13 protein-coding genes are annotated in these 13,533 nt (G+C 64.3%); 11 read left to right on the plus strand and 2 right to left on the minus strand.

The annotated features are described in order from the left end of the window. Nucleotides 1–63: 63 nt before the first annotated feature. Nucleotides 64–3,327: a ribonuclease E gene (gene rne / locus HNO52_RS07760; protein WP_197568577.1), complete on the minus strand. Its 3,264-nt coding sequence runs from the start codon at nt 3,325–3,327 to the stop codon at nt 64–66. A 563-nt stretch (nt 3,328–3,890) separates the two neighbouring features. Here rne and HNO52_RS07765 point away from each other — a divergent pair. The 3 genes from HNO52_RS07765 to sppA are packed head-to-tail and all read left to right on the plus strand — an operon-like array spanning nt 3,891 to nt 6,624. Then, the gene (locus HNO52_RS07765) at nt 3,891–4,838 is read left to right on the plus strand and encodes an RluA family pseudouridine synthase (RefSeq protein ID WP_197568578.1); all 948 of its coding nucleotides are present in this window, start codon (nt 3,891–3,893) and stop codon (nt 4,836–4,838) included. 37 nt (nt 4,839–4,875) lie between these two features. Then, the gene (locus tag HNO52_RS07770) at nt 4,876–5,526 is read left to right on the plus strand and encodes an HAD family hydrolase (protein ID WP_197568579.1); all 651 of its coding nucleotides are present in this window, start codon (nt 4,876–4,878) and stop codon (nt 5,524–5,526) included. Nucleotides 5,527–5,547: 21 nt separating this feature from the next. Continuing rightward, on the plus strand, nt 5,548–6,624 hold the full coding sequence (sppA, locus tag HNO52_RS07775; RefSeq protein WP_197568580.1) for a signal peptide peptidase SppA: 1,077 nt from the start codon (nt 5,548–5,550) through the stop codon (nt 6,622–6,624). Here sppA and HNO52_RS07780 read toward each other — a convergent pair. After that, nucleotides 6,609–7,205: a Maf family protein gene (locus HNO52_RS07780; RefSeq protein WP_197568581.1), complete on the minus strand. Its 597-nt coding sequence runs from the start codon at nt 7,203–7,205 to the stop codon at nt 6,609–6,611. The genes sppA and HNO52_RS07780 overlap by 16 nt on opposite strands. A 116-nt stretch (nt 7,206–7,321) precedes the next feature. Between HNO52_RS07780 and HNO52_RS07785 the strand changes: the two genes are divergently transcribed. From HNO52_RS07785 to pabC, 8 genes are all read left to right on the plus strand, one after another. Then, nucleotides 7,322–7,849, plus strand: a complete 528-nt coding sequence (locus tag HNO52_RS07785) for a YceD family protein (RefSeq protein WP_197568582.1) — start codon at nt 7,322–7,324, stop codon at nt 7,847–7,849. A gap of 31 nt (nt 7,850–7,880) precedes the next feature. Further along, entirely contained in the window at nt 7,881–8,051 is a 171-nt protein-coding gene (gene rpmF, locus HNO52_RS07790) for a 50S ribosomal protein L32 (RefSeq protein WP_021820795.1), read from the plus strand. A 35-nt stretch (nt 8,052–8,086) separates the two neighbouring features. After that, on the plus strand, nt 8,087–9,124 hold the full coding sequence (plsX, locus tag HNO52_RS07795) for a phosphate acyltransferase PlsX (protein WP_197568583.1): 1,038 nt from the start codon (nt 8,087–8,089) through the stop codon (nt 9,122–9,124). A 5-nt stretch (nt 9,125–9,129) separates the two neighbouring features. Next, nucleotides 9,130–10,083 (plus strand): ACP S-malonyltransferase, encoded by a 954-nt coding sequence (gene fabD, locus HNO52_RS07800; RefSeq protein ID WP_197568584.1) that lies wholly within the window; start codon nt 9,130–9,132, stop codon nt 10,081–10,083. Between the two features lie 71 nt (nt 10,084–10,154). Further along, nucleotides 10,155–10,898 carry a 3-oxoacyl-ACP reductase FabG gene (fabG, locus tag HNO52_RS07805; protein ID WP_197568585.1) on the plus strand — a complete coding sequence of 248 codons (744 nt, stop codon included), beginning with the start codon at nt 10,155–10,157 and terminating at the stop codon, nt 10,896–10,898. A 122-nt stretch (nt 10,899–11,020) separates the two neighbouring features. Further along, complete coding sequence (gene acpP / locus HNO52_RS07810; RefSeq protein WP_008956801.1) at nt 11,021–11,254, plus strand: acyl carrier protein; 234 nt, start codon at nt 11,021–11,023, stop codon at nt 11,252–11,254. 191 nt (nt 11,255–11,445) lie between these two features. Beyond that, the gene (fabF, locus tag HNO52_RS07815) at nt 11,446–12,687 is read left to right on the plus strand and encodes a beta-ketoacyl-ACP synthase II (protein ID WP_442907172.1); all 1,242 of its coding nucleotides are present in this window, start codon (nt 11,446–11,448) and stop codon (nt 12,685–12,687) included. Nucleotides 12,688–12,696: 9 nt separating this feature from the next. Beyond that, nucleotides 12,697–13,518, plus strand: a complete 822-nt coding sequence (pabC, locus tag HNO52_RS07820) for an aminodeoxychorismate lyase (protein ID WP_197568587.1) — start codon at nt 12,697–12,699, stop codon at nt 13,516–13,518. Nucleotides 13,519–13,533 lie beyond the last annotated feature (15 nt).

The raw sequence follows: 13,533 nt of genomic DNA on the forward strand, positions 1-13,533 counted from the left end.
TTTAGCAACGAAAATGGCCCGCGCAGTTCAAGTGCGCGGGCCATTCGTTTGCGGCGTGGCTTGTCAGCCCTGGTTGCCTTTATGCGCTTCCTGCTCGCGCCGACGTATCTCGCGCGGGTCATTGTGCGCGCGGCGGCGTCGACGAGCGGCTGCAGGCGACTCTTCGACGGCAGGTTTTTCCTCCGACTCAGGAGCTTCTGCCTCGGCCTGTTCCGGTTGCTTTGACTCCACCGGCTCGGCAGGCTTTTCCGCCGGCTTGGGCGCGTCGACCTTGGCCTGATCTGCCTTCGGCTGCTCGGCCTTGACCGGCTCGGCAGGCTTTTCCACCGGCTTGGGCGCGTCGACCTTGGCCTGATCCGCCTTCGGCTGCTCGGCCTTGACCGGCTCGGCGGGCTTCTCCGCCGGCTTGGGCGCGTCGAACTTGGCCTGATCCGCCTTCGGCTGCTCGGCCTTGACCGGCTCGGCAGGCTTTTCCACCGGCTTGGGTGCGTCGACCTTGGCCTGATCCGCCTTCGGCTGCTCGGCCTTGACCGGCTCGGCAGGCTTTTCCACCGGCTTGGGCGCGTCGACCTTGGCCTGATCTGCCTTCGGCTGCTCGGCCTTGACCGGCTCGGCGGGCTTCTCCGCCGGCTTGGGCGCGTCGACCTTGGCCTGATCTGCCTTTGGCTGCTCGGCCTTGACCGGCTCGGCGGGCTTCTCCGCCGGCTTGGGCGCGTCGACCTTGGCCTGATCTGCCTTCGGCTGCTCGGTCTTGACCGGCTCGGCAGGCTTCTCCACCGGCTTGGGCGCGTCAACCTTGGCCTGATCCGCCTTCGGCTGCTCGGCCTTGACCGGCTCGGCAGGCTTCTCCACCGGCTTGGGTGCGTCGACCTTGGCCTGATCCGGCTTGGGCTGCTCGGCCTTGACCGGCTCGGCGGGCTTCTCCGTCGGCTTGGGCGCATCCGGCTTGGGCTGCTCGGCCTTGACCGGCTCGGCGGGCTTCTCTACCGACTTGGGTGATTCAGCCTTGGCTTGCTCGACCTCTGCCTCGTCGGTGGCGAGTTCCGCCTGCTCGCCTGCCTGCAGTCGTTTCTGCTCGGCTTCGGCCTGCGGATTGATGGCATGCTGACGTGTGCGGTTACGCGGGTTGTTGCGCGTACGCTTGGGCTTGCCATCATCGGCTCTGGTCGGTTCGGCCGCCTGCTCGGCGGGTTTTTCCTGGGGCTCGGCCTTCTGGCGACGAGGAGCTTCGTCACGGCTGCGTGGCTTGCTGCCCTGACGTCCCTCTTCGCTAGCCTGGGGCTTGTCGGCACGCGCCTGGTTGCGACCGCGACCGCCGCGTCCTTCGCTGCGGCCTTCAACACGACCTTCACTACGGCCAGTTGCGTTGTCCTGGCGCGCCTCCTGGCGTGAGTCGCTGCGGGCGTTTTCCTGTTGGCGAGTCTGGCCGCGTTGGCTGCGGTTGTCATCCTGGGCGTCGCCACGCGAGCGACGCCGCTGGCGACCGTTGCGCTCGCCACGCTCTTCCTCGCTGCTGCGAGACTGAGGAGGTGTGACCGGCTTGCGGGGCTGCTGCGAAGTGGATGTATCGCTTTCGCCCCCGCCGAGCAACTTGCTGACACCCTTCAGCAGGCGACCGAGTACGCCAGAAGCCGGGGCTGCGCCCGTAGGGGCGGCAGTTGGGGTGGCAGCCGTAGGAGAGGGCTGCGGGGCCGGCTCCTGTTGCAGTGAGGCTGGGGCCGGCTCGTTGTGAATAACTGTCTTGACGGCCGCCTCGGTGCGGGCGACCGGCTTGGCGATGCTGGTGTCCGGCTCCTTGCCGATTTCGGTATCTACCGACAGCTCGAAGCTGGACTTGTCCTGCTCGCCTTCCTCCTCGATATGATCGTCGCGCAAGCGCTGAACATCGTAGTGCGGCGTGTCCATGTCGGGATTGGGCAACACGAGGACGCGCACACCCTGGCGCTTCTCGATGTCGGCGAGTACCGAGCGCTTCTCGTTGAGCAAGTAAGTGGCGACCGGCACCGGCAGAATGGCGCGGATCTGGGCGCTGCGCTCCTTCATCGCCTCTTCTTCGATCAGGCGCATGATCGACAGCGACAGCGAGCGCACGTCGCGAATGGTGCCCTGGCCGTTGCAGCGCGGGCAGACCACGCCGCTGGTTTCGCCCAGCGACGGGCGCAGGCGCTGGCGCGACATTTCCATCAGGCCGAAGCGCGAGATGCGACCGATCTGTACGCGGGCGCGGTCGAGCTTGAGCGCGTCGCGCATGCGATTCTCGACCTCACGCTGATTGCGCGCCGGGCTCATGTCGATGAAATCGATCACCACCAGACCGCCGATGTCACGCAGGCGCAACTGGCGGGCGATCTCATCGGCCGCCTCGAGATTGGTCTGCAGCGCGGTTTCCTCGATGTCGCTGCCACGGGTGGCGCGCGCCGAGTTGATATCGATGGAGACCAGGGCCTCGGTGTGGTCGATGACGATGGAACCACCGGAGGGCAGTTTCACTTCACGCTCGTAGGCGGTCTCGATCTGGGATTCGATCTGGAAGCGCGAGAACAGCGGGACTTCATCGGCGTAGAGCTTGATCTTCTGCTGGTACGAGGGCATGACCTGGCGAATGAAAGCCAGGGCGCGCTGATGCACCGTCGGATCATCGATGAGCACCTCGCCGATGTCCTGGCGCAGGTAGTCGCGCATGGCACGAATGATAACATCCGATTCGCGATAGATCAGGAAAGGCGCCTGGCGCTTGCCGGCCTCCTCGGTGATCGACTCCCACACCTGGACCAGGTAATTGAGGTCCCACTGCAGCTCCTCGCTGCTGCGGCCGATACCGGCGGTGCGCACGATCACGCCCATCTTCTCCGGTACCGTGAGCTGGCCCATGGCTTCCTTGAGCTGGGTGCGCTCTTCGCCCTCGATGCGCCGTGAGATACCGCCGGCGCGAGGATTGTTGGGCATCAGCACGAGGAAGCGGCCGGCCAGGCTGATGAAAGTGGTCAGCGCCGCACCCTTGTTGCCGCGCTCCTCCTTGTCGACCTGCACGATGACTTCCTGACCCTCCTTGAGCACCTCCTTGATGCTGGGGCGCCCCGAGGTGTCCTTCAGGAAGTATTCGCGGGAGATCTCCTTGAGAGGGAGAAAGCCGTGACGATCGGCCCCGAAGTCGACGAAGGCGGCTTCGAGGGAGGGCTCGACGCGGGTAATCTTGCCGCGATAGATATTGGCTTTCTTTTGCTCCCTGGCACCCGATTCGATGTCCAGGTCATACAGGCGTTGTCCGTCTACCAGCGCGACGCGCAGCTCTTCGGGCTGGGTCGCATTGATGAGCATCCGTTTCATGTTGTCTCGCAAACTGGACGCGCCGGTAGGCTTCGAAGAAGGCGAACCTCTGGGTGCTGCGTGCTTGTGCTCAGCGCATGTCGCGGATGCGCAGTGGCGCCCGATCGTACCGGTACCCGAAACGGGCCCAATACGACATGATCATGTTGAGTACGTGGCGGAGGCAGGACATGTCTCGGTGGGGCTTCTCCCATCCGGCCCTGCTGTCACCGCCAGACACCTGGCATTCATCGATTCGCCAACGCCGGCCACCGGCACGATGTGGAACGATTCCCGTGGCCACCGCTCGCCTGTCACTGTCGCGAGTCGGGTCCGGGCGTGGCGTCACTACTTGTCTACTTCTTGCGTCTATCACTCGTTGGCGTCGGGACCCATTGTAGGGTCGTCGTCGCCCGATTTCGTCGCTCCGGCCTGCGTGTCTGTCGTGCAGGCGCCATGGGACCGAAGGGATCCATCCGAGCGAGCTCGCAATATAGCAGTATTGGCAATCGTCAGCAATTGGCGCAGCGCGTCGTCGAGTGCGTTAGAATGCGGCCTCACAACGGATTTTCAGCGGGAGTGTCATGGCCGAGGGGCGCGACGTACAGTGGGTGGAGGTGGGCGAAGGCCAGTCGGGCCAGCGGGTCGACAACTTCCTGATAACGCGCCTGAAAGGCGTGCCGCGAACGCTGGTCTACCGCATCGTGCGCAAGGGCGAGGTGCGGGTGAACAAGAAGCGGGTGAAGGCCGACTATCGCCTGCAGGTGGGCGACATGGTCCGCATCCCGCCGCTCAAGCTGGCCCCGCGCGAGGCGGTCAAGCAGGTCAGTGAGGGGTTGCGCAACCTGCTGGCCGGCAGCGTGCTGGTAGAGGGTCCGGGCTGGCTGGTGCTCAACAAGCCGGCCGGTCTTCCGGTGCATGGGGGGAGCGGCGTCAAGATCGGTCTCATCGAGGCCTTGCGCCAGGTGCGGGAGGATCTCGATTTCCTTGAGCTGGTCCATCGCCTGGATCGCGATACCTCGGGCTGCCTGCTGTTGGCCAAGTCGCGCCCGGCGCTGCTGACGCTCAACGAGGCGCTCAAGCATCACCAGATGGACAAGCGCTACCTGGCGCTGGTGGCGGGGCGATGGCCCGCGCGCCGTGAGTTCGTCAGTGCCCGTCTTGATCGCTACGATGCCGGCAATGGCGAACGCCGGGTGCGTGTAGATGCGGCCGGCAAGGTGGCGAGAACCCGCTTCGCCGTTCGCGAGGCGTACCCCAAGGCTACGCTGATCGAGGCCGAGCCTGTGACCGGGCGTACCCACCAGATCCGCGTGCATGCCGCTCATGCCGGCTACCCACTGCTCGGCGACGACAAGTACGGCTCGCGGGAAGGCATGTCGCTGGCTCGCCACCTGGGCTTGTCGCGTCTGTTCCTGCATGCCGAGTCGCTGACTTTTCCCGAGCCCAGTAGCGGACGCCCGGTACAGATTCGCGCGCCGCTTCCCGAAGAGCTCGAGGAGGTGCTCGAACGAGCCCGAGAGAGCCGCTGAGGCTCGACATGCCACTGGAACTTCTACAGGAGTTGCGATGCGCTATCGACTGGTGATCTTCGACTGGGACGGCACCCTGATGGACTCCGCCGCTCGTATCGTCGCCTGCATGCAGGCGGCGGCGCGCGATGCCGGCTGGGGGCACCTCGAGGACGCCGCCGTGCGCGACATCATCGGCCTGGGACTTCCCGAAGCCATCGACCGGCTGTGCCCGGGCATAGATGCCGAGCGCTTCGAGCTGCTGCGCAGCCGCTATGCCCACCATTTCGTCGAGGGCGATAGCACGCCGATGGCATTCTTCGCCGGCGTCGAGACCGGTGTTGCCGCGCTGCGCAAGCAAGGCGCGAGACGCCTGGCCGTGGCAACCGGCAAGAGCCGGCGCGGGCTCGATCGGATCTTCCGCGAGAGCGGCAGTGGCGGCTGGTTCCATGCCAGCCGTACTGCCGACGAGACCCGCTCCAAGCCACACCCTCAGATGCTCGAGGAGCTGCTGGTCGAACTCGACGTGCCGGTCGAGGAGGCCGTCATGGTGGGCGATACCGAGTACGACCTGGAGATGGCGCGCGCCCTCGGCATGGATCGGGTTGCCGTGACCTGGGGTGTACATGCCCCCGAGCGGCTGGCGACGAGCCGCCCTGTCTATACTGCCGGGGCGGTTACCGAGCTGTTTGACTGGTTGAATCGATAGAGGTGAAAGGAAGGCGACCTGATGAGCGATGACAAGCGTGAAGACCGCTGGACCGAAGGGCCGGAGTTGACCTCCGGGCAGGCTGGCGAGGCGCGCCGGGAAAAGAGCGAAAAGCCGGCACCGGCAGCCGAGAGCGCCGAAGCGCTGCGCGAGCGCCAGCGCCTGGCGCAGCAGGAGATGCTCGACCGCTGGATAGACGGGGTGCTAGTCGAGCAGCGTCGTTCGCGGCGCTGGAAGCTGTTCTTCCGATTCCTCTTTGCCGCCTTGATCCTGGCCTCGTTGATGGCCACCTTCTATAGCCTGTTCGGCGATCCGATCACTGAGCCGGAGCGCCAGCACCTGGGAGTGGTTACGGTGCGCGGGGTGATCGACAGCGAGTCGCCAGCCAGCGCCGAGCGCATCATCGAAGGGCTGAACCGTGCCTGGGAGGCGGCCAACGCTACTGCCGTGGTGCTGCATATCGACAGCCCGGGGGGGAGCCCGGTGCAGTCCCAGCGTGTCTATAACGAGATCCTGCGCCTGCGCGAGGAGGGCGACAAGCCGATCATCGCGGTGATCGAGGATGTGGGCGCCAGCGGTGCTTACTACATGGCGGCTGCGGCTGACGAGATCGTTGCGGCGCCGGCGAGCCTGGTGGGCTCCATCGGCGTCATTTTCGCCAGCTTCGGCTTCGAAGAGGCGATCGAGCGCCTCGGTATCGAGCGGCGCATCTATGTCAGCGGCGAAAACAAAGGGTTTCTCGATCCCTTCTCGCCTGTGGCGCCGGAAGAGCGCGAATTCTGGCAGACGGTGATGGATACCACCCATGACCAGTTCATCGAGGCCGTGCGGCAGGGGCGCGGTGATCGCCTGGCCGATGACGAACGGCTCTTCACCGGCCTGATCTGGAATGGCGAGCAGGCCCTGGAGCTTGGACTGATCGATGGCATCAGCAGTCTCGATGCCCTGAGTCGCGAGCTGCTCGGCGAGGTGCGCTTGCACGACTACACGCCGCGACTGGCTCCCTTCGAACGCCTGAGCCGCCAGTTCGGTCGCGTAGCCGCCGAATGGATGGGCGTACCGTCCAGCCGCTCGCCCGTACGTTACCAGTTGCCCTGATCCCCTAGCGGGTCGAGGCCCGCTTCGCGAAGCAGCGCGCACAGCCGAATCAGAGGCAGGCCGATCAGCGTGTTGGGGTCGTCGCCCTCGAGCTTTTCGAACAGAGTAATGCCGAGCCCCTCCATGCGGAAGCTGCCGGCACTGTCCAGGGGTTGCTCGCGCTCGACGTAGCGAGCTATCTCGCCCTCGGTGAGCTGGCGAAAGAGGACGTCGTAGCGTTCATGGCAGACCCAGTGGCGTGCGCTGCGGGTATCGATCAGTGCGAGGCCGGTGAGAAAGGTCACGCGACGGCCGGAGAAACGCGCCAGCTGTGCCAGAGCCGTCGCTGTGTCGCCGGGCTTGCCGAGAATGTCACCGTCGAACACGGCGACCTGATCCGAGCCGATCACCAGATGTTCCGGGTGTGTTTCGGCCACGCGGCTGGCCTTGGCCAGAGCCAGCCGATGTACCAGCGTTTCGGGTGCTTCGCCGGGGCGAGGTGTCTCGTCGATGTCGGGGCTTGTCCAGGCGTATGGCAGCCCCAGACGGTCAAGGAGTTGACGGCGCCAGCGGGAGCCTGAAGCGAGAACGAGTCGAGGCATGGTGCGCTCCTGGGGTGTGCGAAAAGGGTCATCGGGGATCCGAGCGAGCGGGCATTGTAACTTGTTGAGAAGGCGACTTTGACAGGGGCATGGGGAGTGCCTATCATTGCGCGCCTATGTTGACCTCACGACTACCCAATAGGGTCGAGCCTTACCGGCTTGCCGCCCGCAGCGAAAGCCTCTCCGGCCTGATGGCTCTCGACCAGTTCGAGCGTCTGGCCGAGCAGGTGGGTGCGCAGGCAGGCGATTGTCAGGTATGGCTCGATTTCGGTATCGACGCCCAGGGCCGCCGCGAGATCCGCGGTCGTGTCGAAGCCGAGCTGCAGTTGCCTTGCCGGCGCTGCCTCGAGCCCATGGCCCAGCATGTCGAGAGCGAGTTCCTGCTGGGCATGGTTTCGAGCGATGCGCTGGCGGCAGAGCTGCCGAGCACCCATGAGCCGGTGCTGGTGGAAAACGAACAGCTGAACCTGCTGGAGGTGATCGAGGATGAACTGATCCTCAGTCTGCCCCAGGTGGTTTACCACGACGAGGCGCATTGCCGTGTCTCGCGCGACCAGCTGAGCAGCGGCGAGGAGGCCGAATCAAGCGAGCCGACTCCTGCTAGTCCTTTCGAGGTGCTGCGTCACCTCAAGGACAAATCCTGATTGTTTATCGTCTCACTTCGGAGTGACACCCATGGCAGTTCAACAGAACCGTAAGACTCGTTCCAAGCGCGGCATGCGTCGTAGCCACGACGCCTTGAGCGCACCGACCCTGTCTCAGGACAAGGAAACCGGCACCACTCACCTGCGTCATCACGTCTCTCCGGACGGTTTCTACCGTGGCCGCAAGGTGGTCGACGCCTGAGTCGACCCACTGTCGATGACCATCGGCACCTGAACGTGCGGATTGCCATCGATGCGATGGGCGGAGACGTCGGTCCCGCTGTCGCCGTTCACGGTGCGGCTGCTGCAGTCCAGGCTTGCCCGGGACTGGAAGTCGATCTGTTCGGCCCGGGCGACCAGCTGTCAAACGAGCTCGAGAATCTGCCGCGGCATCTCGCCGCGGCTGGTTCGCATCTGTGCGTCCATCATGCATCGGGTCTGATTCGCCAGAATCAGCGACCCTCCGATGCGCTGCGGCATGGCGGCGACACGAGCATGGCGTTGATGCTCGCCCACGTGGCCAACCGCAATGCTGCGGCGGGTGTCAGTGCTGGCAATACCGGTGCCTTGATGGCCCTGGCTCGGCGCGCGCTAGACACCGTGGCGGGCATCCCGCGCCCCGCCATCTGCACTGCCATCCCGACCCGCAGCGACGGGCGTTGCTACCTGCTGGACCTCGGCGCCAATGTCGATGTAACTGCGGGGCGATTGGTGGACTTCGCCCGTATGGGGGAGGTCATGGCGCGCCATGTAGACGAGCTCGCCGCACCCAGGGTGGCGTTGCTCAATGTGGGCAGCGAGGGCACCAAGGGCAGTGAGGCGGTGCGCCAAGCGGATGCACTGCTGAGAGCGATGGGCTCGCTGAACTATATCGGCTTCATCGAGGGGGACGGGATATTTGCCGGCTCCGCCGATGTGGTGGTGTGTGATGGTTTCGTTGGCAATGCGGTACTCAAGGCCAGCGAAGGATTGGCGCGCATGCTGATCGAGCGGGTTCAGTTGACCTTCGAGTCGCACTGGAGCAGCCGTCTGGTCGGCATGTTGGCAAGGCCGGCGCTACGCCGGCTGAAGAATGAACTCGATCCGGTGCGCTACAATGGCGCCAGCCTGCTGGGACTCGATGGCATCGTGATCAAGAGTCACGGCAGTGCCGATGCCACTGGCTTTTTCTATGCTGTGTCGCGGGCCGTGCAGGAAGTCAGGCGTGACTTGCCCAGGCGACTCGCCGTGGAGCTTGATGCCCGTTGTGACAGCACTCAACAAGAGCAATGGTGAACGACATGACTCAACCCCTTGCCCTCGTCTTTCCCGGGCAAGGCTCCCAGCAGGTGGGTATGCTGCGGGAGCTGGCGGAACGCTATAGCGTCGTGCGGACGACCTTCGAAGAAGCCGCCGATGCGTTGGGCTACGACCTGTGGAAAGTGGTCCAGGAGGGGCCCGACGAGGCTCTGAACGCTACCGCCTGTACCCAGCCGGCGCTGCTGACGGCCAGTGTTGCCATCTGGCGTGTATGGCAGGAGCTGGAAGGCCCTCGCCCCGGTGCCATGGCGGGACATAGTCTGGGCGAATACAGTGCTATGGTGTGTGCTGGCGTCATGGGTTTCGCCGATGGCGTTCGTTTGGTGCGTTTGCGTGGCGAGGCGATGCAGGAGGCGGTTCCGGTCGGTCGGGGTGGCATGGCGGCCATCCTCGGGCTCGAGGCTGCCACCGTTGAAACAGCCTGCGCCGAGGCAGCGCAGAATGAGGTCGTGGCAGCGGTGAACTACAATGCCCCGGGGCAGGTGGTGATCGCTGGTGACAAGTCCGCCGTAGAGCGCGCCATCGCCCTGTGCCAGGAGGCGGGCGCCAAGCGTGCCATGCCGTTGCCGGTCTCGGTGCCTTCGCACTGTGCTTTGATGCGGCCGGCCGCCGAGCGACTCAAGGCTGCCATTGCCGACCTCGACATGCGTCCACCGCGCTATACCGTTTATCAGAACGTGGACGCCCATGCCCATGCCGATGTCGAGACATTGCGTACGCGGTTAGTCGAGCAGCTCTACCAGCCGGTGCGCTGGACTTCATGTGTCGAAGCGATGGAGGCGGCGGGTGCCTCGGTGTTCATCGAGTGCGGGCCGGGCAAAGTGCTTACCGGCCTCGGCAAACGCATCGTCAAAGGCAGCAAGGGGCTGGCGGTGAATGACCCCGACAGTCTTGAGGCAGCGCTCGGCCTGGCGCGCGAGGCGGTCGGTCAGTAAGGCACGGCCAGCCCATACAAGGAGGGGCATCGAGCCCCAGGACCAAACAGCATTCGGAGCGGGAACAGGTTATGTCCAGCGAACGCAGAATCGCCTTGGTGACCGGTGCCAGCCGTGGCATTGGCCAGGCCATTGCTCATGAGCTTGGCCGGCAGGGGCGCGTAGTGATCGGTACCGCCACCACCGAGTCGGGTGCGGCCAGGATCGATGAAGACCTGCGTGCCCACGGTATCGAGGGGGCCGGCCGGGCACTCGATGTGACCGACCAGGCCAGTGTCGATGCCGTGATCAAGAGCATTACCGAGGAGTTCGGCGCGCCCACCATTCTGGTCAACAATGCCGGCATCACGCGTGACAATCTGCTGATGCGCATGAAGGAAGACGAATGGGATGCGGTGCTCGATACCAACCTCAAGTCAGTCTATCGGGTCACCAAGGCTTGCCTGCGCGGCATGACCCGAGCTCGCTTCGGTCGTATCGTCAGCATCAGTTCGGTCGTGGCGACCATGGGCAATCTCGGCCAGACCAACTATGCTGCCGCCAAGGCGGGCATGGAAGGCTTCACTCGCGCCCTGGCGCGTGAGGTGGCATCGCGAGCGATCACCGTCAACGCCGTGGCGCCTGGCTTCATTGCCACCGACATGACGCGGGCACTGCCCGAGGAGCAGCACCAGGCGCTGTTGACGCAGATTCCGCTGGCGCGCCTTGGTGAGCCCGGTGAGATCGCAGCTGCCGTCGGTTTCCTGGCGAGCGAGGGCGCCGGTTATATCACCGGCGAGACATTGCAGGTCAACGGTGGCATGAACATGCGTTGAAGCCCCTGAGGGTCGGTGGTTGCGCCGACAGGGGGGCGTCTATAAACTACCCCGCAGCTTGAGTTTGCGGACCAAACGGCTGGTCATCTGAACGGCTAACTTGAACGACTGGAGTACGTATAATGAGCACCATCGAAGAGCGCGTGAAGAAGGTTGTGGCCGAGCGCCTGAATGTCAAGGAAGAGGATATCCAGAACAGCTCCTCCTTCACCGAGGACCTTGGCGCTGATTCCCTGGATACCGTCGAGCTGGTCATGGCGCTCGAAGAGGAATTCGATACCGAAATTCCCGATGAGGAAGCCGAGAAGATCACCACCGTTCAGGAAGCCATCGATTACGTCAACGCCCATCAGTAAGGGCGCGGTCGTCACCGCTTGCTGAGGTGAGGGTTCCGTTGAGGGCCCTTGAAAAGCCGTCCTGAGTGCCAGGGCGGCTTTTTGCTTTGTATCGAGACCGTGGCTGCCCATGCAAGGAGCATGTCCGGTATAATGCGCGCAAATGGCGGTCTGGGAGAAGGGCCGTGTCATCAAGGTTGTCTGGAGGATTTCTGATGGCTCGTAGAGTTGTGGTGACCGGGCTGGGACTGGTCACGCCGGTGGGCAATACCGTCGATGAGAGCTGGGAAAATATCCTGGCCGGCAACAGCGGTATTGCCCCCATCGAGCATTTCGATGCTACCGGCTTCAACACTCGCTTCGGCGGTTCGGTCAAGAACTTCGACATCAGCCCGTACCTGAACCCGAAAGATGCGCGCAAAATGGACCTGTTCATTCAGTATGGGGTGGCAGCGGGAGCGCAAGCCATCAAGGATGCCGGTATCGAGTGCAGCGAGGAGAACGCTGAGCGTATCGGTGTCGCCATCGGTTCCGGTATCGGTGGGCTGCCAATGATCGAGCAGAACCACAATGCGCTCCAGAAGGGCGGTGCGCGCCGTATCTCGCCGTTCTTCGTACCCGGATCGATCATCAACATGATTTCCGGCAACCTGGCCATCCAGCATGGCTTCCGGGGCCCAAATATCGCCATTACCACCGCTTGTACTACCGGCACCCATAACATCGGCTACAGCGCACGCACCATCGCCTACGGCGATGCCGACGTGATGATCTGCGGCGGCGCCGAGATGGCCACCACGCCGCTGGGCCTGGGCGGATTTTCCGCAGCGCGGGCGCTGTCGACCCGCAACGACGATCCTCAGGCCGCCAGTCGTCCTTGGGATCGCGACCGCGACGGCTTCGTGCTGTCGGACGGCGCGGGCGTTCTGGTGCTCGAGGAGTACGAGCACGCCAAGGCGCGTGGCGCACGCATCTACGCCGAGCTGACCGGTTTCGGCATGAGCGACGATGCCTACCACATGACCGCACCGCCCGAGGACGGCAACGGGGCGGCGCTGTCCATGCGTAATGCCATACGCGATGCGGGCCTGGATACTTCGAAAGTCGACTACATCAATGCACATGGCACTTCGACCCCGGCCGGAGATCTGGCTGAGACCCGTGCGGTGAAAAAGGTGCTGGGTGAGGAAGCCTCTTCCGTGGCGGTGAGTTCCACCAAGTCGATGATCGGTCACCTGCTGGGCGCTGCCGGCGCCGTCGAAGCGGTCTTCTGCATTCTGGCAATTCGGGATCAGGTCGCACCGCCGACCATCAACCTGGACAATCCCCAGGAGGGCTGCGATCTCGACTACGTGCCGCATACGGCGCGTGAGATGAAGATCGACGTGGCGCTATCCAATTCGTTTGGCTTCGGGGGCACCAACGGTACCCTGGTGTTTTCCCGGCTGCGCTGAGCATCTTTGATGACTCGGCCGTTAGCGCAAGCACAGATTCCGGTCGACGACCGCGGCCTGGCCTATGGTGACGGGCTGTTCGAAACCGTGCTGGTTCGCGATAGCGAACCCTTGCTATGGCCGCAACACATGGCCCGGTTGGCGAGAGGGTGTCGCGTGCTGGGCATTCCCATGCCGGCTAGTGACGAACTCGACGGCCTGCCGGCTCAGGCGGGAACTGGACTGCAGGTACTCAAACTGGTTCTGACCCGTGGCAGCGGCGGTCGCGGCTACCTCCCCTCATCTTCGTCCGCGCCGCGCCTGCTGTGGCAGCTGTCCCGCTTTACGCCACAAGCCCAGCGGTGGGAGACGGGCGTGCGGGTGCGACATTGCCACTTGCGACTGGGCATCCAGCCCCTGCTCGCGGGAATCAAGCACCTCAATCGGCTCGAGAACGTGCTGGCGCGCAGTGAGTGGAGTGAACCCGAGGTGGCGGAAGGGTTGCTCTGCGACAGCCAGGGGAACCTGATCGAAGCTACCTGCATGAACCTTTTCTGGCAGCGCCAGGGACGGCTCGAAACACCGCGACTCAACGGTTGCGGTGTGGCAGGTACGCTGCGAGCCGGCCTGATGGAACGGCTGTCGGTCACGGAAGTCACCATGGGACCGGAGGTGCTGATGGAAGCCGAGGCCGTGTGGCTCGGCAACTCCATCCAAGGGCTCTGGCCCGTCGTGCGCCTGGATGCCGCCGATGGCGTCATACAGCGACGTTGGACGCTGCTCGACCTTCATCGCAGCGTTCAGCGTGAGGCCCATGGGCTACTGGGATACCCGACAGACTGCGGAAATTAAGCCGTGCGGGTCGAA

The organism is Halomonas sp. MCCC 1A13316 (assembly GCF_014931605.1).
Lineage (GTDB): Bacteria > Pseudomonadota > Gammaproteobacteria > Pseudomonadales > Halomonadaceae > Halomonas.

Excerpts from the sequence above, each read along its gene's own strand:
- rne (WP_197568577.1), bottom strand. The coding sequence starts at position 3,327 with ATGAAACGGATGCTCATCAATGCGACCCAGCCCGAAGAGCTGCGCGTC.
- HNO52_RS07765 (WP_197568578.1), top strand. The coding sequence starts at position 3,891 with ATGGCCGAGGGGCGCGACGTACAGTGGGTGGAGGTGGGCGAAGGCCAG.
- HNO52_RS07770 (WP_197568579.1), top strand. The coding sequence starts at position 4,876 with ATGCGCTATCGACTGGTGATCTTCGACTGGGACGGCACCCTGATGGAC.
- sppA (WP_197568580.1), top strand. The coding sequence starts at position 5,548 with ATGAGCGATGACAAGCGTGAAGACCGCTGGACCGAAGGGCCGGAGTTG.
- HNO52_RS07780 (WP_197568581.1), bottom strand. The coding sequence starts at position 7,205 with ATGCCTCGACTCGTTCTCGCTTCAGGCTCCCGCTGGCGCCGTCAACTC.
- HNO52_RS07785 (WP_197568582.1), top strand. The coding sequence starts at position 7,322 with ATGTTGACCTCACGACTACCCAATAGGGTCGAGCCTTACCGGCTTGCC.
- rpmF (WP_021820795.1), top strand. The coding sequence starts at position 7,881 with ATGGCAGTTCAACAGAACCGTAAGACTCGTTCCAAGCGCGGCATGCGT.
- fabD (WP_197568584.1), top strand. The coding sequence starts at position 9,130 with ATGACTCAACCCCTTGCCCTCGTCTTTCCCGGGCAAGGCTCCCAGCAG.
- fabG (WP_197568585.1), top strand. The coding sequence starts at position 10,155 with ATGTCCAGCGAACGCAGAATCGCCTTGGTGACCGGTGCCAGCCGTGGC.
- acpP (WP_008956801.1), top strand. The coding sequence starts at position 11,021 with ATGAGCACCATCGAAGAGCGCGTGAAGAAGGTTGTGGCCGAGCGCCTG.
- pabC (WP_197568587.1), top strand. The coding sequence starts at position 12,697 with ATGACTCGGCCGTTAGCGCAAGCACAGATTCCGGTCGACGACCGCGGC.